The 19796-nt window shown below is 72.1% G+C and carries 20 protein-coding genes and 1 pseudogene; 11 read left to right on the plus strand and 10 right to left on the minus strand.

What is annotated here, in order from left to right; genetic code table 11:
* Positions 1-63: 63 nt before the first annotated feature.
* Together ACYVMZ_RS21275 and ACYVMZ_RS21280 are read right to left on the minus strand one after the other, a co-directional pair.
* Complete coding sequence (locus ACYVMZ_RS21275; protein WP_461081938.1) at positions 64-1398, minus strand: hypothetical protein; 1335 nt, start codon at positions 1396-1398, stop codon at positions 64-66.
* Between the two features lie 26 nt (positions 1399-1424).
* The gene (locus ACYVMZ_RS21280; protein WP_461081940.1) at positions 1425-1874 is read right to left on the minus strand and encodes an LOG family protein; all 450 of its coding nucleotides are present in this window, start codon (positions 1872-1874) and stop codon (positions 1425-1427) included.
* A gap of 63 nt (positions 1875-1937) precedes the next feature.
* Here ACYVMZ_RS21280 and ACYVMZ_RS21285 point away from each other — a divergent pair, with 63 nt between their 5' ends.
* Positions 1938-2249 (plus strand): hypothetical protein, encoded by a 312-nt coding sequence (locus ACYVMZ_RS21285; RefSeq protein WP_461081942.1) that lies wholly within the window; start codon positions 1938-1940, stop codon positions 2247-2249.
* A gap of 193 nt (positions 2250-2442) precedes the next feature.
* Positions 2443-2742, plus strand: a complete 300-nt coding sequence (locus tag ACYVMZ_RS21290; protein ID WP_461081944.1) for a hypothetical protein — start codon at positions 2443-2445, stop codon at positions 2740-2742.
* Between the two features lie 321 nt (positions 2743-3063).
* Here ACYVMZ_RS21290 and ACYVMZ_RS21295 read toward each other — a convergent pair whose 3' ends face one another.
* Both ACYVMZ_RS21295 and ACYVMZ_RS21300 read right to left on the minus strand, forming a co-directional pair.
* On the minus strand, positions 3064-3234 hold the full coding sequence (locus ACYVMZ_RS21295; RefSeq protein WP_461081946.1) for a hypothetical protein: 171 nt from the start codon (positions 3232-3234) through the stop codon (positions 3064-3066).
* A gap of 489 nt (positions 3235-3723) precedes the next feature.
* Positions 3724-4410: a pentapeptide repeat-containing protein gene (locus ACYVMZ_RS21300; RefSeq protein WP_461081948.1), complete on the minus strand. Its 687-nt coding sequence runs from the start codon at positions 4408-4410 to the stop codon at positions 3724-3726.
* Between the two features lie 99 nt (positions 4411-4509).
* Here ACYVMZ_RS21300 and ACYVMZ_RS21305 point away from each other — a divergent pair.
* The 3 genes and pseudogenes from ACYVMZ_RS21305 to ACYVMZ_RS21315 form a co-directional block, all read left to right on the plus strand.
* A pseudogene (locus ACYVMZ_RS21305) lies at positions 4510-4960 on the plus strand (FAD-dependent oxidoreductase); the annotation flags it as partial.
* Between the two features lie 51 nt (positions 4961-5011).
* The gene (locus ACYVMZ_RS21310) at positions 5012-5992 is read left to right on the plus strand and encodes a zinc-binding dehydrogenase (RefSeq protein WP_461081950.1); all 981 of its coding nucleotides are present in this window, start codon (positions 5012-5014) and stop codon (positions 5990-5992) included.
* A 78-nt stretch (positions 5993-6070) separates the two neighbouring features.
* Positions 6071-7573, plus strand: a complete 1503-nt coding sequence (locus ACYVMZ_RS21315; protein ID WP_461081952.1) for an MFS transporter — start codon at positions 6071-6073, stop codon at positions 7571-7573.
* A 93-nt stretch (positions 7574-7666) separates the two neighbouring features.
* On the opposite strand, the gene ACYVMZ_RS21320 is transcribed toward ACYVMZ_RS21315, so the two are convergent.
* Positions 7667-9073: an NAD(P)/FAD-dependent oxidoreductase gene (locus ACYVMZ_RS21320; RefSeq protein ID WP_461081954.1), complete on the minus strand. Its 1407-nt coding sequence runs from the start codon at positions 9071-9073 to the stop codon at positions 7667-7669.
* Between the two features lie 15 nt (positions 9074-9088).
* On the opposite strand from ACYVMZ_RS21320, the gene ACYVMZ_RS21325 reads away from it, so the two are divergent.
* Entirely contained in the window at positions 9089-10003 is a 915-nt protein-coding gene (locus ACYVMZ_RS21325; RefSeq protein ID WP_461081956.1) for an aminoglycoside phosphotransferase family protein, read from the plus strand.
* Positions 10004-10025: 22 nt separating this feature from the next.
* Here ACYVMZ_RS21325 and ACYVMZ_RS21330 read toward each other — a convergent pair whose 3' ends face one another.
* Both ACYVMZ_RS21330 and ACYVMZ_RS21335 read right to left on the minus strand, forming a co-directional pair.
* Positions 10026-10685 (minus strand): hypothetical protein, encoded by a 660-nt coding sequence (locus ACYVMZ_RS21330; protein ID WP_461081958.1) that lies wholly within the window; start codon positions 10683-10685, stop codon positions 10026-10028.
* Positions 10686-10752: 67 nt separating this feature from the next.
* Positions 10753-11253, minus strand: a complete 501-nt coding sequence (locus tag ACYVMZ_RS21335) for a hypothetical protein (protein ID WP_461081960.1) — start codon at positions 11251-11253, stop codon at positions 10753-10755.
* A gap of 87 nt (positions 11254-11340) precedes the next feature.
* Here ACYVMZ_RS21335 and ACYVMZ_RS21340 point away from each other — a divergent pair, with 87 nt between their 5' ends.
* Positions 11341-12771 (plus strand): M1 family metallopeptidase, encoded by a 1431-nt coding sequence (locus ACYVMZ_RS21340; protein ID WP_461081962.1) that lies wholly within the window; start codon positions 11341-11343, stop codon positions 12769-12771.
* 81 nt (positions 12772-12852) lie between these two features.
* On the opposite strand, the gene ACYVMZ_RS21345 is transcribed toward ACYVMZ_RS21340, so the two are convergent.
* The gene (locus tag ACYVMZ_RS21345; protein WP_461081964.1) at positions 12853-13428 is read right to left on the minus strand and encodes a TerD family protein; all 576 of its coding nucleotides are present in this window, start codon (positions 13426-13428) and stop codon (positions 12853-12855) included.
* A gap of 181 nt (positions 13429-13609) precedes the next feature.
* Between ACYVMZ_RS21345 and arfB the strand changes: the two genes are divergently transcribed.
* Positions 13610-14047: an alternative ribosome rescue aminoacyl-tRNA hydrolase ArfB gene (arfB, locus tag ACYVMZ_RS21350; protein WP_461081966.1), complete on the plus strand. Its 438-nt coding sequence runs from the start codon at positions 13610-13612 to the stop codon at positions 14045-14047.
* 145 nt (positions 14048-14192) lie between these two features.
* Positions 14193-15050 carry a sigma-70 family RNA polymerase sigma factor gene (locus tag ACYVMZ_RS21355; protein WP_461081968.1) on the plus strand — a complete coding sequence of 286 codons (858 nt, stop codon included), beginning with the start codon at positions 14193-14195 and terminating at the stop codon, positions 15048-15050.
* 108 nt (positions 15051-15158) lie between these two features.
* Here ACYVMZ_RS21355 and ACYVMZ_RS21360 read toward each other — a convergent pair whose 3' ends face one another.
* Positions 15159-15743 (minus strand): flavin reductase family protein, encoded by a 585-nt coding sequence (locus ACYVMZ_RS21360; RefSeq protein WP_461081970.1) that lies wholly within the window; start codon positions 15741-15743, stop codon positions 15159-15161.
* Between the two features lie 358 nt (positions 15744-16101).
* Here ACYVMZ_RS21360 and cdgB point away from each other — a divergent pair, with 358 nt between their 5' ends.
* Positions 16102-17763, plus strand: a complete 1662-nt coding sequence (cdgB, locus tag ACYVMZ_RS21365) for a diguanylate cyclase CdgB (RefSeq protein ID WP_461081972.1) — start codon at positions 16102-16104, stop codon at positions 17761-17763.
* A 120-nt stretch (positions 17764-17883) separates the two neighbouring features.
* On the plus strand, positions 17884-18852 hold the full coding sequence (locus ACYVMZ_RS21370) for a carbohydrate-binding protein (RefSeq protein WP_461081974.1): 969 nt from the start codon (positions 17884-17886) through the stop codon (positions 18850-18852).
* A gap of 12 nt (positions 18853-18864) precedes the next feature.
* On the opposite strand, the gene ACYVMZ_RS21375 is transcribed toward ACYVMZ_RS21370, so the two are convergent.
* A complete protein-coding gene (locus tag ACYVMZ_RS21375) occupies positions 18865-19794 on the minus strand; it encodes a 1-phosphofructokinase family hexose kinase (protein WP_461081976.1) in 930 nt (309 codons plus the stop codon).
* Between the last annotated feature and the right edge of the window lie 2 nt (positions 19795-19796).

Genomic DNA, 19796 nt, shown 5'->3' on the forward strand with positions numbered 1-19796 from the left:
GCGTGCTGCTCAAAGTCGCGTACATCCGCCTCGAAAGTCGTGAACAAGGCCAGCCACCGCCGGTCACGCGCCGAGCGCATCCATGAGGTGGTCGTCGAGGTCGGCCACCCAGCCCTCCCGCCGCCACGGCCGGAGCTCCCGCCGCGCCTGGCGGAGTCGAAGTGCCGGCACCCGGCCGCCCGTCGCCGACGCGGCGGCCACGCACTTGTGCAGCAGCTCGGCCGCCGCCTGTGGCTCCCCGAGCCGGATCCGGGCAAGCGCCTGGTCCGTCGTGACGATCGCCCGCTGAACCTGCTCACGCGGCGCCAACAACGTCTCCGTGGACCGGGCGAACCGGTCGTGCGCGACGGACGCGTCCCCCACGTACAGCTCACACACACCCTCAAATCCCCGCAGGTGCCCAGACGAGAACGACGTGGGCGCGGGGTCGTCAGTGTGGTCGGCCTCGATGTCGTACCAGGCGAGTCCGAGCGCGGCCTGAGCCTGCCGCTCCTGCCCGGCTCGCGCAGCAACTTCCGCCTGCAACGCGTGCGCCCGCGCCCGTACAAGCGTGCTCTCTCCCGAGCGAGCCGTGCGTACGGCTTGGTCGACCAGGTGCCGCGCCTCGTCGAGGCCCTGCGTCGAATACAGGGTCACCAGGGCGTGGCTCATGTGCACGCTGGCCTGCCGCCACGACCCGCCCAGCAGACCCGCCGTGCGCGTCGCCTCCACGTACAGGGCACGGGAAGCTGCATCGTCACGCGTCTCGAAGGCCAGCCGACCGGCCAGTGCCGCCGCGGCGACCGCCACGTCCCGCAGCTGCGGGACGAGCGGCTCGGGTACGGGGCCGTCGAGCAGGCGCCGGCACGTCTCGACGGCGGGGGTGAGGAGCAGTTGCAGCCGCACCATGGGCAGACTGCCCACCTCCGCGTTGACTTCCGACACCACGGAGGCCAACCCCGTGATGGTCTCCTCCTCTGTCTGCTCCGGGTCCTCGAGGGCAGCAGCGAGCCCGGCCTGGACGGTCGGAGCGAGGAGAGCGAGTATGCCGCCGCCTGCGTCGGTGGCGGCACGCAGGATGAGGCTACGCAGCTCCGCAGTCCGCCGCTCGCTCTCCCCCAGGAGGCCGAGGGCGTGCAGGTACTCGGCGAAGTCGGATCCCGCGCCGAGCGAGAGTTCACCCGCGGGCGTGCGCGCGTAGAGGTGAGCGAGGAGCAGCTGGTACCGCTCGTCGGGCATCGTCGGCTTCGGGGACTCCCAGCGGGCGACGGATCGCTGCACGCTGGCCACGGACGGCAGGGCAGGCTGGTGCAGTTCCTCAGCGAGGGAGATGAGCGCGCGGGCGAGCGCTGCGAGCGATAGGCCGCGCCGATGCCGCAGTGCCTTCAGCCGTGCCGCCCCCGCGGCTCTGCCGTCCATACCGCACATGGTGCAGCAGACGGCGGCTACACGGGCACGATCAGCCGAGGTTTCCCCTGATCCGCTGTGTAGCTGAGGGTTTGCCACGTCCCCAATGACGACTCGGTACTGTGCGGGAAGCCGACGGTCAGGCCTGCGTGGTCGACCATCCACCGGTTCCGGGCGTGGTACGCGGGCGACTTCAGCTCCGATGCCCTGAGTTCGACGATCTCCTTGATCCGGTCGCGCGTGCGGGCGATCGCCTGTCGGGCCTCAGCGGGCTGCTGGTCGACAGTGCCGGGCACGACGATCGTCAGGTCGGCGGTCGTGTTCCCGGCGAGCCACAGCAGGCTGAGGCTGTCGATGCCCTTGGCGCCGCCGATGTAAAAGTGCGCGCTGCTGGCGAACGGCCCAAGGTAGTCGGCGAAGAGCCGGGCGTATTCGTCGAGGCTGCGGTGCCCCGTGTTCCGTGTGCCCGTGATCGCCACCGTCCGCATGATCAACTCCGTGTCATAGGTTGTCATATCGCGCATCGACGGTCGCCGTTGGATCGTCTCCGTGTGGATAACAACAACCTGCAACGACTCGCCGGTCACCTGGAGGAACGCGGTCTTCGGGTCACCGTGGACGACAGCGCTATGCGGCTGGACGTGGCGAACCCCCTGAACAACCGACTCTCTGAAGAGATTTTTCTCAAAGACGAACGGTACGTCACCGGATTCGACGACGAGATCGGTGAGGCTGGAAGCGAAGCGGCGTGCGCCGACCGTATCGCCCGCATCCTCGCCGTCACCGCGAAGCCGACTTCGTCGTCTGTCCGCAGTGGCACCCCCGTAACGAGGCCAGCGGGCCCAGCGGAGGCCCTCGGATGAAGACGACCATGGACCCGCCCATCACTCTGGGCCTCCCGATCGACGATCCGACGCCCCCGGCCGACTGCGGGGTGTGCCAGGCACTGGTTCGTCAGCGTGCCCAGGCCGCTGAGCGAAGGGACCTGTCGCGTGTCTCGGACATCAACGTCGAGATCCGCAACCACCACGAGCCACGCCGAACGCGGAGGCGGTCATGAGCGGTACCGAATGGCCGTGGCAGGACCAGGCTTCGAGCCCCGCACACGGGCAGCTCGTCACCGCATCCGACGAGACTCCACAGCAGGCCGCGCTCCGCCGCCTGGGGGAGCACTGCGCCTCCTGCCCGACCTGCCGGGCCGTGGACGAGACCGGCGCGAACGCCCACCTCCCCTGCGAGGAGGCCGACCAGCTCTCCGAGGAGCTGCGGCAGGCACGTCGCGGCCCGACTGCCTCGTTCCCCGAGCGGGGCAAGCTGCGACTTAGGCCCCCGTCACCGGCGCGCCGATGCCGGTGACGGGAGGGTGGCCGCGCCTGTGTCCCCCGCAGGGGCGGCCGTCCGGTGAGACTCCAGCGCCCTGCTGGCACGGCTGGTGGGCGCGGCTGGAGGCGCGGGGGCCGCGTGATGTGCGTCCGCGGCCCCCGACGAACAAGGCCCCCGGTCCGGTCGCTCGGCCTTCCCCAGGCGCAGCGGCCGGGCCGGGCTCTGTCCGGCGCGTCGCTCGTGCGGCGCTGGACGGAAGGCGGCCCCCGAGACGGTAGTGACGCGTCCGGGGGCCGTTCTCACTTGCGGAGAACTACGGCCGTAGTAAAGACAGGGATAGGGGGTGCCATGCAGCTAAACCCTCTCCCACCCCTGTTGGTTGGTCTTGTAGATGTCGAGCGCGGCCGGCACCCCGGCAGCGACCCACGGGCCGAAGCCACAGGCGCGCGTCAGCTGGTACTCGGCACTCGCGAGGACGACCAGGACCGCGAGCGGCGCGCCCCACAGCAGCGGATCACGCTTCACTGCCCCTCACCCCGCTTCGCGATGGCGTGGGCGAAGAGCCGCATGCCGCGCGGTCGCGAACCGCGTACGCGGCGAGCAGGCAGGCGAACAGGACCGGCACCGGGGCCGGTTCGGCCGGGCGCCAGGTGGCGCGGGCGAGGGCGGCCTGCTCGGGACTCCTTGATCAGGAAGGATCTGGATCAAGGCGCCGTCCGGTGTTGCGAGCATCCGGCGGCGCCGCCGTGGCTGGGGGCAGACAGGCGGAGTCGGGGGAGCGCGAGCAGTTGCAGTCCTAGTTGCGGTTCGCCCTCGGTCGGGCAGCCAAGGGGTAAGAGCCCGTCTGACCAGCTGTTACCACCGACAGCGACTCTTGGCGCCTACGGGGTACGGAAACTGTTATGCGTAGGTCGTCGGTTCGAATCCGACAGGGGGCTCGTAAAAGCCCAGGTCAGACCCATTCTGACCTGGGCTTCTCCCTGATATTGGGGGCTATGGGGGTTTCCCCCGGAGTCACCCCTCCACCCTGATCCCCATCTGACCGGCCAGCACCGGCGCCAGATCCAGCAGCTGCGCCGTACTGATCACCGCCCCCGCCAGCCGGTCCACGCCCCGCGCGATCTCCAGCGAAGCGGCCCCGCGCAGGTCCACGTCCGTCAGGGTCGCCGCGGTGAGGTCCGCCCCCTTCAGGGCGCAGTCCACGAACTCCACCCGCTCCAGGCGGGCGCCGCCGAAGTCCGGCTCCACCAGGACGCAGCCCTCGAAGAGGACATCCCTCAGCCGGGCCGAGCGCAGGTTCAGGTAGTCGATCTTGCCGCCGCGGATCAGGACGCGTTCCAGTACGGCGCCGTGCAGCTGGGTGCCGCCGAGGCGGGGGTCGGTGAGCTCGACGTCGCGCAGGGTGGCCTCGGTGAGGTCGGTGCCGACGCCGCGTATGCCGGTGAGGGTCGAGTCCAGGATGCGGGCGTGCGCCAGCCGTGTCTCGTCCAGTGCGCAGCCCGTCAGCGCGCAGTCCATGAAGCGGGCTCCGGCCCCGTCGTGGCGGGTGAGGTCCGCCGCGCGGAACTCCAGGCCGTCGTAGTCGCCGTCCGGTTCGAGTTCGCCTCCCTCGTACGGCTCCAGGGGTGGCAGCCGCACCTCCGGTCGCCGGGCCGCCTTCACGCCCGTACCACCCGTACCGCCCGCCGCTCGCCTCGCCATGTCCCCCATGCTGCACCCCGCCACTGACAACGCGCCCTGACCTGCGAAGACGTCGACGATGTCACATCCCGGTGGCCCCGGCCGGTCGTACCCACGACAACGGACCTGGCCGTGCGCACCCGGCGCGGGGACGCCTTCGCCGTGTCCGACCTGGACTCGCCCGGCTGGCTGGAGCGGTTCACCGCCCAGGACCGCACCCTCGCCCCGACCGGAGAGCAGCTGATCCAGGGTCAGATCCCCATCGGTTGCAAGGGAGTCCAAGGCCGACGGTGTAGCCCGCGCGGAGCAGCTGCTCGATCTGGCCTTCGAGGGCTGGCGCGAGCGCGTGACCTGGCGGCGCGAGGCCGTGGCGAACGGGCGTACCGGTGCTGTCGACCTGCCCGGCACCAGCTGGCGCGACCGGCCCGCCGTCGACCGCGGTGACGGCGTCTACCTCGCCGGTGACCAGGTCGCCGCCCCCGGCGTGCTGTCGGAGGTCTCCTTCAACAGCGCCCTGACCGCGGTGTCCCTGGCGCTGGGCAGGCGGCAGCTTGACCTCAAGCGCGCTTGAGGTCGAAGAGTGGGGCTGCGACAGCGCACCAGAAGCGAAGGGGGACCCCACATGCACGCCATCCGCCTGCACGCGTTCGGCCCGGCCGAGAACCTCATCTACGAGGAGGTCGAGGATCCCCGGCCGGGCCCGGGACAGGTCCGTGTCGCCGTCCGGGCGGCGGGCGTCCATCTCCTGGACACGGCCCTGCGTGAGGGCATGCGGGGCCCGCTGCCCGAGCCGCCCGTCCTGCCCACCATCCCCGGCCGGGAGGTCGCCGGGGTCGTCGACGCCCTCGGCGAGGGCACCCCGGACGGCTGGCTGGGCAAGCGCGTCGTGGCCCACCTCGGCTTCGCGCCCGGCGGTTATGCGGAACTGGCCGTCACCGACGCCGACCGCCTCCACGGGATCCCGGAGAACCTGGACTTCGCCGAGGCCGTCGCCATGATCGGCACGGGCCGGACGACGATGGGGATCCTGCAGTTCGCCGAGCTCGGCCCGGAGTCGGTGGCCGTCGTCCCGGCGGCGGCGGGCGGCATCGGCACCCTGCTCGTGCAGTACGCCAAGAACGCCGGCGCCACGGTCGTCGGGCTCGCTGGCGGGCCGGAGAAGACCGCGCGCGTGCAGGCGAACGGCGCCGATGTCGCCGTGGACTACAAGGACCCGTCCTGGCCGGACAAGGTCCGTGCCTTCCTGGGCGGCCGTACCGCCACCGTCGTCTTCGACGGCGTCGGCGGCGCCGTGGCCCGCGAGGCCGTCGCCCTGCTCGGGCCCGGCGGCAAGCACATCGTGTTCGGCTGGTCCGGTGAGGGTCTGCACGACGGCGAGCCCTACCTCGTCGACGGTGTCTCGGAGCAGGTGCTCGGCCCCGTGATGATGGGGAAGGCCGGCGGCCCCAACCCCGTGCGCACCCTCGAACTGCGCGCTCTCGCCGAGGCCGCCGAGGGTCGGCTCACCCCGGCCGTGCAGCGTTTCCCGCTGGCCGAGGCCGCCGCCGCGCACCGGGCCCTGGAGACCCGTGGTACGACCGGGAAGGTGGTCCTCGAGCCGTGACCGGGCACCATGACCGGGAAGGGCGAGCCCGCGCCGCCCGAGGATGCGATACGCCCCTTTTCATGGTCTTCTGGCGAAATGAGTGGCACCCGGACAGGTGAGGCCGCCGCGTCGGCGGACGCCGACCCCCGCCGCTGGTGGGGCCTGTTGGTCATCGCTCTCGCCCAGTTGATGGTCGTCCTGGACGCGACGATCGTGAACATCGCGCTGCCCTCCGCCCAGCGCGATCTGGGCATGACCGACGGCAACCGCCAGTGGGTGATCACCGCCTACACCCTGGCCTTCGGCGGGCTGCTGCTGCTCGGCGGCCGGATCGCCGACCTGGTGGGCCGTAAACGGACGTTCGTCATCGGGCTGGCCGGTTTCGCCGCCGCCTCCGCGCTCGGCGGTGCGGCCACCTCCCCGGGCCTGCTGTTCGGGGCCCGCGCCCTCCAGGGCGTCTTCGCCGCCGTGCTGGCTCCCTCGGCGCTGAGCCTGCTCACCACGACGTTCACCGATCCGAGGGAGCGCGGGAAGGCCTTCGGTATCTACGGCGCCCTGGCGGGCAGCGGCTCGGCGATCGGTTTCATCGTCGGCGGCCTGCTCACCGAGTACCTGAGCTGGCGCTGGTGCCTGTACGTCAACGTGCCGATCGCGGTCGTCGCCGTCCTCGGCGCGCTCGCCCTGCTGCGCGACCGCCCGGGCCACGCCGGTGCCCGCCTCGACGTGCCCGGTGTGCTGCTCGGCTGCGGCGGCCTGGTCGCCGTCGTCCACGGCTTCAGCGAGGCCGAGTCGCGGGGCTGGGCCGACGTGCGCGTGCTGACCCTGTTCGCGGTGGGCGTCGCGCTTCTCGCGGTGTTCGTGTGGTGGCAGTCCCGTGTGCCCAGGCCGCTGCTGCCGCTGCACATCGTGCGGGACCGCAACCGCGCCGGCTGCTTCCTGACCATGATGCTCGCCGTCATCAGCATGTTCGGCCTGTTCCTGTTCATGACGTACTACCTGCAGGCCGTGCTCGGCTACTCGCCCGTGCGGACGGGCCTGGCCTTCCTCCCGCTGACCGCGTCGATCCTCGTCGGCTCGACCCAGATCTCCGCCCGGCTGCTCCAGCACGTGCCCCCGCGCATGCTGCTGGCCCCCGGCATGGTCCTGGCCGCGAGCGGCATGCTGCTGCTGACCCGGATGACGGTGGACTCCTCGTACGCCACCGACATCCTGCCCGCCCTGATCCTGATCGGCCTGGGCATGGGCCTGACCTTCATGCCGGTCTTCTCCACCGCGACCGCCGGTGTCGCCCCGCAGGACTCGGGTGTGACCTCCGCGACCGTCAACACCTCGCAGCAGGTGGGCGGGTCCATCGGTACGGCCCTGCTGAACACGATCGCCACCACGAGCAGCACGGCCTACGTCGCCGCCCACCTGCGCGACCCGGCCCGGCGGGCCGAGGTCGTACGGGAGAGCCTTGTGCACGGCTACACAGTCGCCCTCTGGTGGGCCGCCGGCATCATGCTGCTGGCGGGCCTGGTCGCGGGCCTGATGGTGACGGCCAGGGCCCCGAAACACGGCGCCCCGGCGAGTGCGCCGGTGCCGGAATCGGTGGCCTGAGGGGGCGGGGAGGACCTCGACGGACCGCTCGGGACCGCGGGGTCCCTCCCCGACCTCCTGGCTCTGGACCCCCTGGCCCTGGACCCTCCTGGCTCAGTGCCGCCCGGCGATCCGGTCGGCCACCCGCGCCAGCCGCGACGACTGCGCACGCCGCGTCGTACGCTCCCGCCGGTCCGCGGCGCGATAGGCGGCGTACAGCCCGTGCACACCCAGCCACCGCAGCGGCTCCGGCTCCCACCTGCGCACCCGGTGCCCGGCCCAGGGCAGCTCGGTCAGCTCCGTCCGCCCGCCCTGCCCCGAGTCCAGCTGCACCAGATCGCACAGTGTCCGCGCGGCCAGGTTCGCCGTGGCGACGCCCGACCCGACGTAACCGCCCGCCCAGCCGAGCCCCGTCGACCGGTCCAGCGTGACCGTCGTGCACCAGTCGCGCGGCACGCCCAGCACACCCGACCAGGCGTGCTCGACGCGCACCCCGGCCAGCGCGGGAAAGAAGCCGGTCAGGATCTCCCGCAGCGCCTCGACGGTCGCCGCCCGCGTCCGGCCGTCGTGGTCGGTCCGCGACCCGAAGCGGTACGGCACCCCGCGCCCGCCCAGCGCGATCCGCCCGTCGGCGGTGCGCTGCGCGTACATGTAGGCGTGCGCCATGTCGCCCAGCGTCTCCCGGCCCGCCCAGCCGACCGCCTCCCACTGCTCCTCGCTCAGCGGCTCGGTCACGATCATCGAGGAGTTCATCGGCAGCCAGGTCCGCTTCTGGCCCTTGAGGGAGGCGGTGAACCCCTCCGTGCAACGGAGCACGTAGGGCGCCCGGACGGTCCCGTACGGCGTCACCGCGTGCTTGGGCCGGATCTCCGTCACCGGCGTCGACTCGTGGATCGTCACCCCCAGCGCCTCCACCGCCGCCGCGAGCCCCTTCACCAGCTTGACCGGGTGCACGCGCGCCCCGTGCGGTGTCCACGACGAGCCCACCGCGTCCGCCACCCGGATCCGCTCGGCGGTCTCCTGGGCGTCGTACAGCTCCCGGTTCTTCTCCCCGAACGCGACCTCCGCCTCATGGAAGGCCTTGAGCCGTGCCAACTGCGCGGGTGTACGCGCCACTTCGAGCACTCCGCCCTTGTGGATGCCGGCGTCGAAGCCCTCCGCCTCCGCGACCCGGATCACCTCGTCCACGGTGTCGTTCATCGCCCGCTGCAGCCGCACGGCCGCCTCGTGCCCGTGTGACCGCGCGTACCGGTCGCGCCCGGCGACCCCGTTGTACAGCCAGCCGCCGTTGCGGCCGGAGGCGCCATAACCGCAGAACTTCTGCTCCAGGACGGTGATACGGAGGAAGGGGGCCGCCTTCTTCAGGTAGTACGCGGTCCACAGCCCCGTGTACCCGCCACCCACGATCGCGACATCGGCCGCGGCGTCCCCGGCAAGCGGCTCCCGCACCGCCGGAAGGCCGTCGTCCGCATACCAGAAGGAGATGCCGCCGTTGACGACACTGCTGGTCGAGCTGCTCATGGCCGGGATAATCGCATGACCCGGCGGACCCCCGCCGGTACCGTGCGCCAGGTGATCGACATCCCCCGGGAACTGGCGGCGTCACAGGAGAAGTACAACGGAGCGCGGGGCCGGTCCTTCGTCGCCCGGCTGCCCGCCCTGGCGGCCGACTTCCTCGACCGCTGGAACCTCCGCCTCGACGGCCCGTCGATGTCCGGCGTGAGCGCCTTGATCCTCCCGGTCGTCCGCCGCACCGACCACACCCCGGCCGTGCTGAAGCTCCAACTCCTCGACGAGGAGAGCGAAGGCGAACCGATCGCCCTGCGCGCCTGGAACGGCGACGGTGCCGTACGCCTGCTCGACCACGACGAGGCCACCGGCACCATGCTCCTGGAGCGCCTCGACCCGGCCCGGATGCTGTCGCACCTGCCGGACTCCCGCGCGGCCGCCCTCGTCATCGCCGAACTGCTGGCCCACCTCACCTCCTTCCCCGCCCCCGGTGACCTGCGCCGCCTCGGCGACATCGCCCGGGCCATGCTGGACCAGACCCCGTGGGCCCTGGACCGCGTGCCCGACGCCGAGGCCCGCCGTCTGATCGCCGACTGCGCGGCCGCCGTACGCGAGGTCGTGGACGAGCCCGGCGACCGGCTCCTGCACTGGGACCTGCACTACGAGAACGTCCTGGCCGCCGACCGCGCCCCCTGGCTCGCCATCGACCCCAAGCCCCTGGCCGGCGACCCCGGCTTCGACCTCCTGCCCGCCCTGTACAACCGCTTCGACCCCGACGAGATCCCCTGGCGCTTCGACGCGATGACCGGAGTGCTGGGTCTGGACCGGGAGCGGGCCAGGGCCTGGAGCCTCGGCCGGGTCCTGCAGAACTGCCTGTGGGAGATCGAGGACGGCCGGCCTCTGGAAGAGGAGCGGCTGGAGATCGCCCGCCGGCTCCGTTGACGGGCGGTGCCCAGGGCGGTGCCTAATACCAGCCGTACGCGGTGCGTGCCTGCTCGTCGGGGTCGAAGCTCTGGTGGAGGCCTATCAGGGCGTTGACCAGGCGGGGGTCCAGGTCGGGGGTCAGCACCTCGTACTTCTCGGCTATCGCGCGGAATACGATGTGGGCCCGGCGTGAGGGATCGCGCCAGATGATGCGCCGGGGCGGGCCGAAGCCGTCGTCGGCGGTGTCTCCCAGGAGGGCCCAGAGCAGCAGCATCAGACGGATGGGCAGGCCGAAGGGCCAGTACAGCGCCCACCACACCAACCGGCCCACATAGCCGTGGAGGACGGGCCCCGCGACCGGCTCCACGGTCCACCGCGTCCGGCCCCACCGCAAGGCCCGGCGGCGCCGGAGCGTGATCCGCCCGAGCGGCGCGTCGTACGGGTCCAGGACGTGGTAGACGGCGGGGCGTCCGCTCAGGCGGGAGCCGAGGGGCTGCTCGGTGATCAGCCGGGCGAGGTAGGTGCTGTCCTCGGCGAGGAGATGGAAGCCGCGGACCGAGTCGAGGCGGTCCCGGGCGGGGCCGTCGGCGTTGCGGGAGAGCCGGACCGACAGGCCCTCCGGGCCCGGTAGGCCGTCGCGTACGACGGCCGGCGGATTCACCCTGTAGTTCATCTCGAAGGTCACACGCCCGTGGGCCACGCTCGTCCTCTCTCCCCGTGTCACGTCACTTCAGGGGCGATGGTCCCACCGTGCTGCCCGGAAGCGGTCACGGGACCCTGGGGAAGCGGGCCTGCAGCGTCCAGATCGCCGGATTCTCCGCCAGGTCCTCGTGCAGGTCGCACAGGTCGGCGATCAGGTCGTGCAGGAAGTCCCGGGCCTCGCGGCGGAGTTCGCCGTGGGAGCAGGTCAGCGGAGGTTCCTCCGCGGGCATCCAGTCGGACTCGATGTCGACCCAGCCGAAGCGGCGCTCGAACAGCAGCCGGTCGGTCGACTCGGTGAAGTCCAGTTCCGCCCGCTGGGGGCGGGCGGCGCGGGAGCCCGCCGGGTCGCGGTCCAGGCGTTCCACGATGTCGCACAGCGCCCACGCGAAGTCGAGCACCGGCACCCATCCCCAGGCTGTGGAAATCTCCCGGTCCGACTCGGTGTCGGCGAGGTAGACGTCACCGCAGAACAGGTCGTGGCGCAGGGCGTGGACGTCCGCCCGGCGGTAGTCGGTCTGCGGCGGGTCGGGGAAGCGGTTGGAGAGGGCGTAGCCGATGTCGAGCACGGGGGTGATGGTGTCACGGCCGTCGGGCCCCGTGTCACGGCCGTTCGGACAGCCCCCGGGCGTCCCACGGCTTCATAGGATCGCTGGGTGCGCCTCCACCGTTCGCTCGTCACCACCGCCACCGCCACCGCTACCGCCACCGCTACCACCGCCGTCCTCGCAGTCCTGGCCGCGTGCGGCGGCGGAGTGCACGGCACCCCCGGCGGCTCCGGCGTACGCGACCCGTACTTCCCGAAGGCCGGCAACGGCGGCTACGACGTCACCCACTACGGCCTGACGCTGGCCTACGACCCCGGCGCGCACCACCTCACCGGCACCGCGACGATCACCGCCCGCGCGACCCAGGACCTGTCCGCGCTGAACCTCGACCTCCAGGGTCTGGACGTCGGGAAGGTCACCGTCGAGGGGGAGGCCGCGCGCTGGAACCGCGCCGGTCAGGAGCTGACCGTCCGCCCGCGCGAGGAGCTCGACGCCGACGAGACGTTCCGCGTGACCGTCCGCTACTCCGGCACCCCGGAGACGATCACCGACCCGGACGGCTCCGAGGAGGGCTGGCTGCGCACGGCGGACGGGGCGCTCGCGCTCGGCGAGCCGACGGGGTCGATGGTGTGGTTCCCCGGCAACCACCACCCGAGCGACAAGGCGTCGTACGACATCGCCGTCACCGTGCCGGAGGGGCTCCAGGCCGTCTCCAACGGGGAGTTGACCGGCGCGACGACCCGGAAGGGCCGGACGACGTTCACCTGGCGCACCGCCGAGCCGATGGCGAGCTACCTCGCCACGGTCGCGATCGGCGACTACGCCGTCACCCGCACCGCCACCGCGGACGGCTTGCCGGTGTACACGGCCGTCGACCCGGAGCAGGCGGAGGCGAGCCGGGCGGTGCTCGCGAAGATCCCCGAGGTCATGGCCTGGGCGGAGCGGAACTTCGGCCCGTATCCCTTCTCCTCCGTCGGCGCGGTCGTCGACCGCCCGGGCGACGCCGGCTACGCCCTGGAGACCCAGACCCGGCCCTTCTTCCCCGGCGCCCCCGCCACCGAGACCCTCGTCCACGAAATCGCCCACCAGTGGTACGGCGACTCGGTCACACCGAAGACCTGGCGGGACATGTGGCTCAACGAGGGTTTCGCCACGTACGCCGAGTGGCTGTGGCAGGAGGACCACGGTGGCGACACCGCGCAGAAGACCTTCGACGCCCTCTACGACGGCGACTACTTCGACACCGACGAGGCGAACGAGGAGCTCTGGGCGTTCCCGCCCGCCAGGCCGACGAGCGCCGCGGAGATCTCCGGCACTCCCGTCTACCAGCGCGGCGCGATGGTCCTCCACACAATCCGCCGGACGGTCGGCGACGACGCCTTCTTCGGCATCCTCCGGGGCTGGGCGTCCGCCCACCGCCACGGCACCGTGGACACCGAGGACTTCACGGCGTACGTGGAGATGCAGGCCCCGGACAGGGACTTCGACCGTATCTGGGCCGACTGGCTGTACGGCGACGGAAAGCCGCAGGCCCGCTGACTCGTCACGGTCCGGGACCCGCGACGCCGAAGCCCCCGGTCCTTCGGCGACCGGGGGCTCCAGTTACGGCGTAGGCGTCCGTCAGACGTTGACGCCGAAGTCCTGGGCGATGCCCACCAGGCCCGAGGCGTAGCCCTGGCCGACCGCGCGGAACTTCCACTCGGCGCCGTTGCGGTAGAGCTCGCCGAAGACCATGGCGGTCTCGGTGGCCGCGTCCTCCGAGAGGTCGTAGCGGGCGATCTCGGCGCCGCCGGCCTGGTTGACGATGCGGATGTAGGCGTTGCGGACCTGGCCGAAGTTCTGGCCGCGGTTCTCCGCGTCGTAGATCGACACCGGGAAGACGATCTTGTCGATGTCGGCCGGGAGGGCGGCGAGGTTGACGTTGATCGCCTCGTCGTCGCCGGCGCCCTCACCGGTGCGGTTGTCACCGGTGTGGACGATCGTGTTGTCCGGGGTCTGCTTGTTGTTGAAGAAGACGAAGTGGGCGTCCGAGTAGACCTTGCCCTGAGCGTTGACCGCGATCGCGGAGGCGTCGAGGTCGAAGTCCGTGCCGGTGGTGGTGCGGACGTCCCAGCCGAGGCCCACGGTGACGTCGGTCAGGCCCGGAGCCTCCTTGGTGAGCGAGACGTTGCCACCCTTGGACAGGCTTACAGCCATTGTTGGGAGTCCCTTCCCTCGTTGCGTACGGGCACGAAGCTACAGCTACCCCAATGAACGCCGTGGAGGGTGTCCAAGGTTCCCCGTGTCTTTACTTTCTTTACCGAACCGAGTGGCACGCGGTGGCGGCACGACACGGTACGGGATATTCGGGTGACGTGAACCGGTCACGGGCGGGAACATGGACGGCATGTCCGGTCCCTATGTCGTCCGCGGCTCCGTCTCGCTTCCCGAGGCCGAGCTCATGTGGCGTTTCTCGCGGTCGTCGGGGCCCGGCGGACAGCACGTCAACACCAGTGACACCCAGGTCGAGCTGCGGTTCGACCTGGCGCGGACCGAGGCGCTGCCCGAGGTGTGGAAGCAGCGGGCACTGGAGCGGCTGGCCGGGCGCCTGTCCGACGGGGTCGTCACCGTCCGCGCCTCCGAGCACCGCTCCCAGTGGCGCAACCGCGAGGCCGCCGCCGTACGCCTCGCCGCGCTCCTCGCCGAGGCCACCGCGCCCCCGCCCAAGCCGCGCAGGCCGACCCGGATCCCGCGCGGCATCAACGAGCGCCGGCTGCGGGAGAAGAAGCAGCGCTCGCAGACCAAGCGGGGGCGCTCCGCGCGGGACTGGACGTAGCGACGCCGGTGCGGGGACGTGGGCCCCGCTGTCACATTCATCCCCGGTCACACTCATCGCCCGGTCACACTCATCGCCCTGTCACATTCATGCCCCGCCGTCCGTCAGGTGAGCGAGGACGGACCGCGACGAGGGGTTGTGACAGATGACCGGCGACCAGACGACCGACACCGATTTCCTCGCCCGGCGCTTCGAGGCGCACCGCCCCCACCTGCGGGCCGTCGCCCACCGCATGCTCGGCTCGCTCGCCGAGGCCGACGACGCCGTCCAGGAGGCCTGGTTCCGGCTGAGCCGTGCCGACGCCCGCGAGGTGGACAACCTCGGGGGCTGGCTGACCACCGTCGTGAGCCGGGTCTGCCTCGACATGCTGCGCACCCGCAGGTCCCGCGCGGAGGAGCCGCTGGAGGCCACCACGCCCGCGCCGGCCGCGGGCATGACCCCCGAGCCCGAGCAGGACGCGCTGCTGACCGACTCGGTCGGTGCCGCGCTGCTCGTCGTCCTGGAGATGCTGACGCCCGCGGAGCGGCTGGCCTTCGTGCTGCACGACCTGTTCGCGGTGCCGTACGAGGAGATCGCGGTCATCGTGGACCGGACACCGGCAGCGGCCCGGCAGCTGGCCAGCCGGGCCCGGCGCCGGGTGCGGGGCGCCCCGGCGCCCGACACGGTGGTCCGCGAGCGGCGGATCGTCGACGCCTTCCTCGCCGCCGCGCGGGAGGGCGATTTCGACGGGCTGCTGGCCGTGCTCGACCCGGACGTGGTGGCCCGCACCGAGGCCGGGGTGGCCACGGGTGCGGCGGCGGTGGCGTCCGGCGCGGCGAGCTTCGCCCACCTGGCACGCACCGCCGTCCCCGCCCTGGTCGACGGCGCCATGGGTCTCGTGGTCCTGGCCGACGGCCGCCCGGAGCGGGCCCTGGCCTTCACGTTCGTACGGGACCGCATCGCCGTGGTCGACATCGTCGCCGACCCCGCGCGGGTGGCCCGGCTCGACATCGTCCCCTTCTGACCCTGGTCGTCCCCTTCTGACCGACCCCTTCCAGGACGGCTCCGGCACCCCGACCGTCTGGCCTCTGGCGAGGGACTTCACGACCGGGGCGGCGGAGCCTGCCGCGCATCACCCCAACTGCCGGTACCGCCCCCGGAAATACGTCAGCGGCCTCCCGTCCGCGCTCGGCACCCGGGCCGTGAGCACCCGACCGATCACCAGCGTGTGGTCCCCGGCCGTCACCCGCTGCTCGGTGCGGCACTCCAGGGTCGCGAGGGCGCCTCCCACCAGCGGGGCGCCCGTGTACTCGCCGCGGACGTACGGGATGTCCTGGAACAGCAGCCGGTCGCTGAGGCGGCCCTTCATGGCGAAGCGGCCGGCGATGTGCCGCTGGCTCTCGGAGAGGACGGAGACCGCCCACAGGGGCTGCTCCTCGAGCAGCTCGTCCATGCGGGAGCCCTCGCGCAGGCTGACCAGCACCAGCGGCGGGTCCAGGGACACCGACATGAACGCGGTGGCGGTCATGCCGACGTCCTCGCCGCCCGGCGCCTGCGGGTCGTCCGGGTCGAGCGGTGGCTCCTGCGCGGTCACCAGGACCACGCCGGCGGCCAGCCGGGACATGGCGGCGCGGAACTCGTCGTTGCTCACCCCCTCAGCATGCCCGGCGGCGGGCGGAGGGATCATCGGGGACGTGGCAGGCGGAGTGTTCGGCACATTCGAAACGCTAGTCCCCGCCCCGCGCGCCCCGCATCGGACCTCGGCCCGAGCGGGGACCTAGGACTCGCGGCGGAGAAGTCGGCGGAGAAACCGCGGAGCAGCAGGCGGCGCGGACGGCACGGCAGGCGCACACCGCACACCACCACAAAATTGCGTTCAGTAAACGCATCGGGAGAACGCAGAAACTCCACTCAATTGTTCACGTTCAGCTGTGACTTGAGTCACAAGGGGCAGGAATTGTTGACCCTGTGTACCGAGTGAGCAGCGCGCTGTGATTCAGTGGCGGGGAAGCTGCTACGACGATACGCCGATGAGAACCCTTGATTCGCTGCGAGGTCTCGGGGGGAGGGCGAGCATGGAGACCGAGTCGGAACCCTACGTCCGTCTTGCGTCCCTGCGACAACTGCACCAGGTCATGGCCGACATGAACACGGCCCGCAGCCTGGCGGACACGTTGCAGACCGTCGCCGACGGCGTCGTCACCGCCCTCGGGTACGAGCTGGCGTGCGTCAACCTCGTACGCCCCGACGGCGACCTGGTCGTCGCCGCCTTCGCCGGCAACCCCGCCGCCGAGGCCCTCATCACCGGCCGCGTCGGCTCGCGCGAGTCCTGGGAGCGCCGCCTGAGCATGGGCGAGCAGTGGGGCGACCTGGTGTTCATACCGCACACCGAGGGCTGGGTTCTCGACGACGACGACGTCCCGCAGTGGTACACCGACGGGCCCGCGCCCCGCTTCGAGGACGAGTGGCACCCCTCCGACCGGCTCTTCGCGCCGATGTACGCGCCGGGCCCGCAGGGCGGCGGCTCGTCCGGCGAGCTGATCGGCGTGCTGTCCGTGGACCGGCCGCGCAACGGGCGCCGCCCCGGCGCGTGGGGCCGTGAGGCGCTCCAGATGTACGCCTTCCAGGCCGCGATCGCGATCAGCAACGCCCGGCTGCGCGCCAACATGCAGCGCGCCCTGGTCCGCCTGGAGCGCGAACAGCAGGCCCTGCGGGCCAGCGAGGAAAGCTTCAGGCAGGCCTTCGAGTACGCCCCCTCCGGCATGGCCATCGCCGAGATGGGCGGCGAGCAGCACGGCCGGATCCTGCGCACCAACGACGCCCTGTGCCGCCTGCTGGGCCGGCCCGCCTCCGCGATGCGCCGCTACTCCTTCTCCGACCTCGTCCATCCCGAGGACATAGGCACGCTGCTGCGCACCTCCGCCGAGGGCGGGCGGGCGGAGCTGCGGCTCGGCCGCCGCGACGGCACGTACGTGTGGGTGTCCCTGCGCAACTCCGTCGTCGCCGACGCCGCCGACGGGCCCCGCTTCCTGCTCACCCACGTCGAGGACATCGAGGAGCGCAAGCGCCGCGAGCTCCAGCTCGCGCACCGCGCCTCCCACGACTCCCTCACCGGCCTGCCGAACTCCGCCGAACTGCGCGCCCGGCTCTCCGCCCGGCTGTGCCAGCGCCCCGCGTCGCTGCACCCCGCCGAGGCCGAGTCCCAGGACGCGGCCTTCGGCCACCCCGCCTTCGACTCGATCGGCCACGGCTTCGACTTCCCGCCGGGCGCCGAGGCGTACGACGCCTACGACCACCACGTGCACACCGTCGCCCCCGCCGGTGACCGCGACGACGGCACCAAGGGCCTGGCCGTCCTCTTCTGCGACCTCGACGGCTTCAAGTCGATCAACGACCGGTTCGGGCACAACGCGGGCGACGCCGTCCTCATCGAGGTCGCCCGGCGCCTGAGCAACGGGGTGCGCGACGGCGACACCGTCGCCCGGCTCGGCGGCGACGAGTTCGTGATCCTCGCCGACGGCCTCGGCCGGGCCGACGCCCAGGACCTCGCGGTCCGGTTGCGCAACGAGATCATCCAGCCCATCCGGGCCGAGGGACGGGCCGTCCGCGTGGGCGCCAGCTTCGGCATCGGGTGGGCACACTGTGGCATGACTGCGGACGAAGTGTTGAAGTCCGCCGACGAACGGATGTACGTCGAGAAACGATCTCGTCCCAAACAGCACAGACGCGCCGGGTGAACCCCAGGTCAGCGAGCTGATGCGGTCTGAGTCACCCGTTTGGGTCACGTGGAACGGGTAGGCTCGCCCTCTCACCACCCGTACCGCATCCGCACCGCACCTGACTGAGGAGACCAAGGGATGACGCCCGGCAACAACGGCGCGAGCACGCCCGAGGACGACGACCCGTTCGGCTATCTCTACGCCGACGGGCAGGCCAACGGAGCCCAGCCGCCGTCCGGTGGCTACGGCTACCCGAACTCGGTCAACCGGGTGCGGACGGTCGGCACGCGCCAGTACGGCCAGCAGCCCCAGGCCGGCCAGACCACCGCCCCGTACGGCCAGGTGCCGCAGCCGCAGGGCGCCCACGGCCGGCCGAACGCGCACTACGCGGCCCCGGAGACGTTCCCCGGCGGCGCGCCCACCGCCCCGCAGCAGTCGGCGTACAGCGGTGGCGGCCCGGGCGGCGGACGCGGCCGGGGCCCCAACACCAAGGGCCTGCTGATCGGCGCGGTCGCGGTGGTCGCCGCCGTCGTGATCGGCATCGGCGTGGCCATGCTGGGCGGCGGGAAGGACAAGGACGACACCAGTACCCAGGCCGGCGGCGCCACGCCGGGCCAGTCCCAGAGCTCGGAGCCGAGCCCGTCGGCGAGCAAGAACGGCGACGGCGACCAGGTCGAGCTGCCGGCGATCGACGCGAAGGCGCTGCGCCTGGACGGCGGCGCCACCCTCGCCTCCGACGTCAAGGGCGCCCAGTCCGACGGCGGCATCTACGTGGCGAACCTCAACCAGGTCGGCTCCACCGTCACCTGGACCGTCAACGGCATCCCCAAGGACGGCGTCTACACCGTCTTCGCCCGCTACAGCACGGCCGACGAGGACCAGTCGATGACGCTCACCGTCAACGGCAAGAAGTTCGGCAGTCCGCTGAACATGGGTAACTTCACCGGTGCCAAGGACGGCGACTTCGCCAAGGGCTGGACGCAGACCTACGCCTGGCCCTCCCTCAGCAAGGGCACCAACACCATCTCGGTCTCCTGCCAGCCCGGCGACAAGTGCAACGTCCTGCTGGACCAGCTCTGGCTGAAGGCCGGCCAGGTCAAGGACTGAGGTCGGCGGGCGCTACGCCGCACTGACCTCCCCGGAAACCGCCACCCGCCCCAGCAGCTCCTCGTACGTCCTCCGGTCGAACTCGCCCGCCACCGGTGCCGCCACCGTCGCTGCGGACAGCGCTGCCGCCCTGGCCAGCCGGTCAGGCCACGGCAGCCGCTCGACCAGGCCCGCCAGCAGGCCCGCGACCACCGAGTCGCCGGCGCCGGCCGGGTTGCCCCGGACGTGGGCGGGCGGGGTGGCGCGCCAGCGGCCCTCGGGGGTCGCCGCGAGCAGGCCCTCCGCGCCGAGCGAGGCGACCACGGTACGGGCACCGCGCCGGCGGGCGTCCAGGGTGGCCCGCAGCGGCTCGTGGGAGCCGGTCAGCTCGGCCAGTTCCTCGGCGTTCGGCTTGATGATGTCCGGGCGGGCCGCGACGCCCCGGCGCAGGGCTTCGCCGCTCGTGTCCAGGAGGACCGGGACACCGGCCGCCCTGGCCGTCCGGACCAGGCCCGCGTACGCCCCCACCGGCACACCCGGCGGCAGGCTGCCGCACAGCGCCACGACGGAGGCCGAGGCCAGCAGGTCCTCGTACGCCTCCTGGAAGGCGGACCACTCGGCGGGGGTGATCGCCGGGCCCGGCTCGTTGAGCTGGGTGGTGTCGCCGGTCCGCTCGTCGACGACGGCGATGGTGCGGCGGGTGGCGCCGGTGACCGGGACCAGGGCGTCCACCAGCCCGGGGGTCGCGGTGAGCCGGTCCTGGACCTCGCGTCCAGTGGTGCCGCCCGTGAAACCGGTCACCGTCACCTCGTGCCCGAGCGCCGCGAGGACCCGGGCCACGTTGACGCCCTTGCCGCCGGGGCGTTCCGTGACCTCGGAGACACGGTGGGAGGCGTGCGGCCGCAGGGCCCGTACGCGGTAGGTGATGTCGAGAGCGGTGTTCAGCGTGACCGTGAGGATCACCT

This window comes from Streptomyces deserti, assembly GCF_054782695.1.

Bases quoted from the DNA above. Each gene is read 5' to 3' on its own strand.
- ACYVMZ_RS21275 (WP_461081938.1), bottom strand. From the start codon at position 1,398: ATGGACGGCAGAGCCGCGGGGGCGGCACGGCTGAAGGCACTGCGGCAT.
- ACYVMZ_RS21280 (WP_461081940.1), bottom strand. From the start codon at position 1,874: ATGCGGACGGTGGCGATCACGGGCACACGGAACACGGGGCACCGCAGC.
- ACYVMZ_RS21290 (WP_461081944.1), top strand. From the start codon at position 2,443: ATGAGCGGTACCGAATGGCCGTGGCAGGACCAGGCTTCGAGCCCCGCA.
- ACYVMZ_RS21300 (WP_461081948.1), bottom strand. From the start codon at position 4,410: ATGGCGAGGCGAGCGGCGGGCGGTACGGGTGGTACGGGCGTGAAGGCG.
- ACYVMZ_RS21310 (WP_461081950.1), top strand. From the start codon at position 5,012: ATGCACGCCATCCGCCTGCACGCGTTCGGCCCGGCCGAGAACCTCATC.
- ACYVMZ_RS21315 (WP_461081952.1), top strand. From the start codon at position 6,071: ATGAGTGGCACCCGGACAGGTGAGGCCGCCGCGTCGGCGGACGCCGAC.
- ACYVMZ_RS21320 (WP_461081954.1), bottom strand. From the start codon at position 9,073: ATGAGCAGCTCGACCAGCAGTGTCGTCAACGGCGGCATCTCCTTCTGG.
- ACYVMZ_RS21325 (WP_461081956.1), top strand. From the start codon at position 9,089: ATGACCCGGCGGACCCCCGCCGGTACCGTGCGCCAGGTGATCGACATC.
- ACYVMZ_RS21345 (WP_461081964.1), bottom strand. From the start codon at position 13,428: ATGGCTGTAAGCCTGTCCAAGGGTGGCAACGTCTCGCTCACCAAGGAG.
- arfB (WP_461081966.1), top strand. From the start codon at position 13,610: ATGGACGGCATGTCCGGTCCCTATGTCGTCCGCGGCTCCGTCTCGCTT.
- ACYVMZ_RS21355 (WP_461081968.1), top strand. From the start codon at position 14,193: ATGACCGGCGACCAGACGACCGACACCGATTTCCTCGCCCGGCGCTTC.
- cdgB (WP_461081972.1), top strand. From the start codon at position 16,102: ATGGAGACCGAGTCGGAACCCTACGTCCGTCTTGCGTCCCTGCGACAA.
- ACYVMZ_RS21370 (WP_461081974.1), top strand. From the start codon at position 17,884: ATGACGCCCGGCAACAACGGCGCGAGCACGCCCGAGGACGACGACCCG.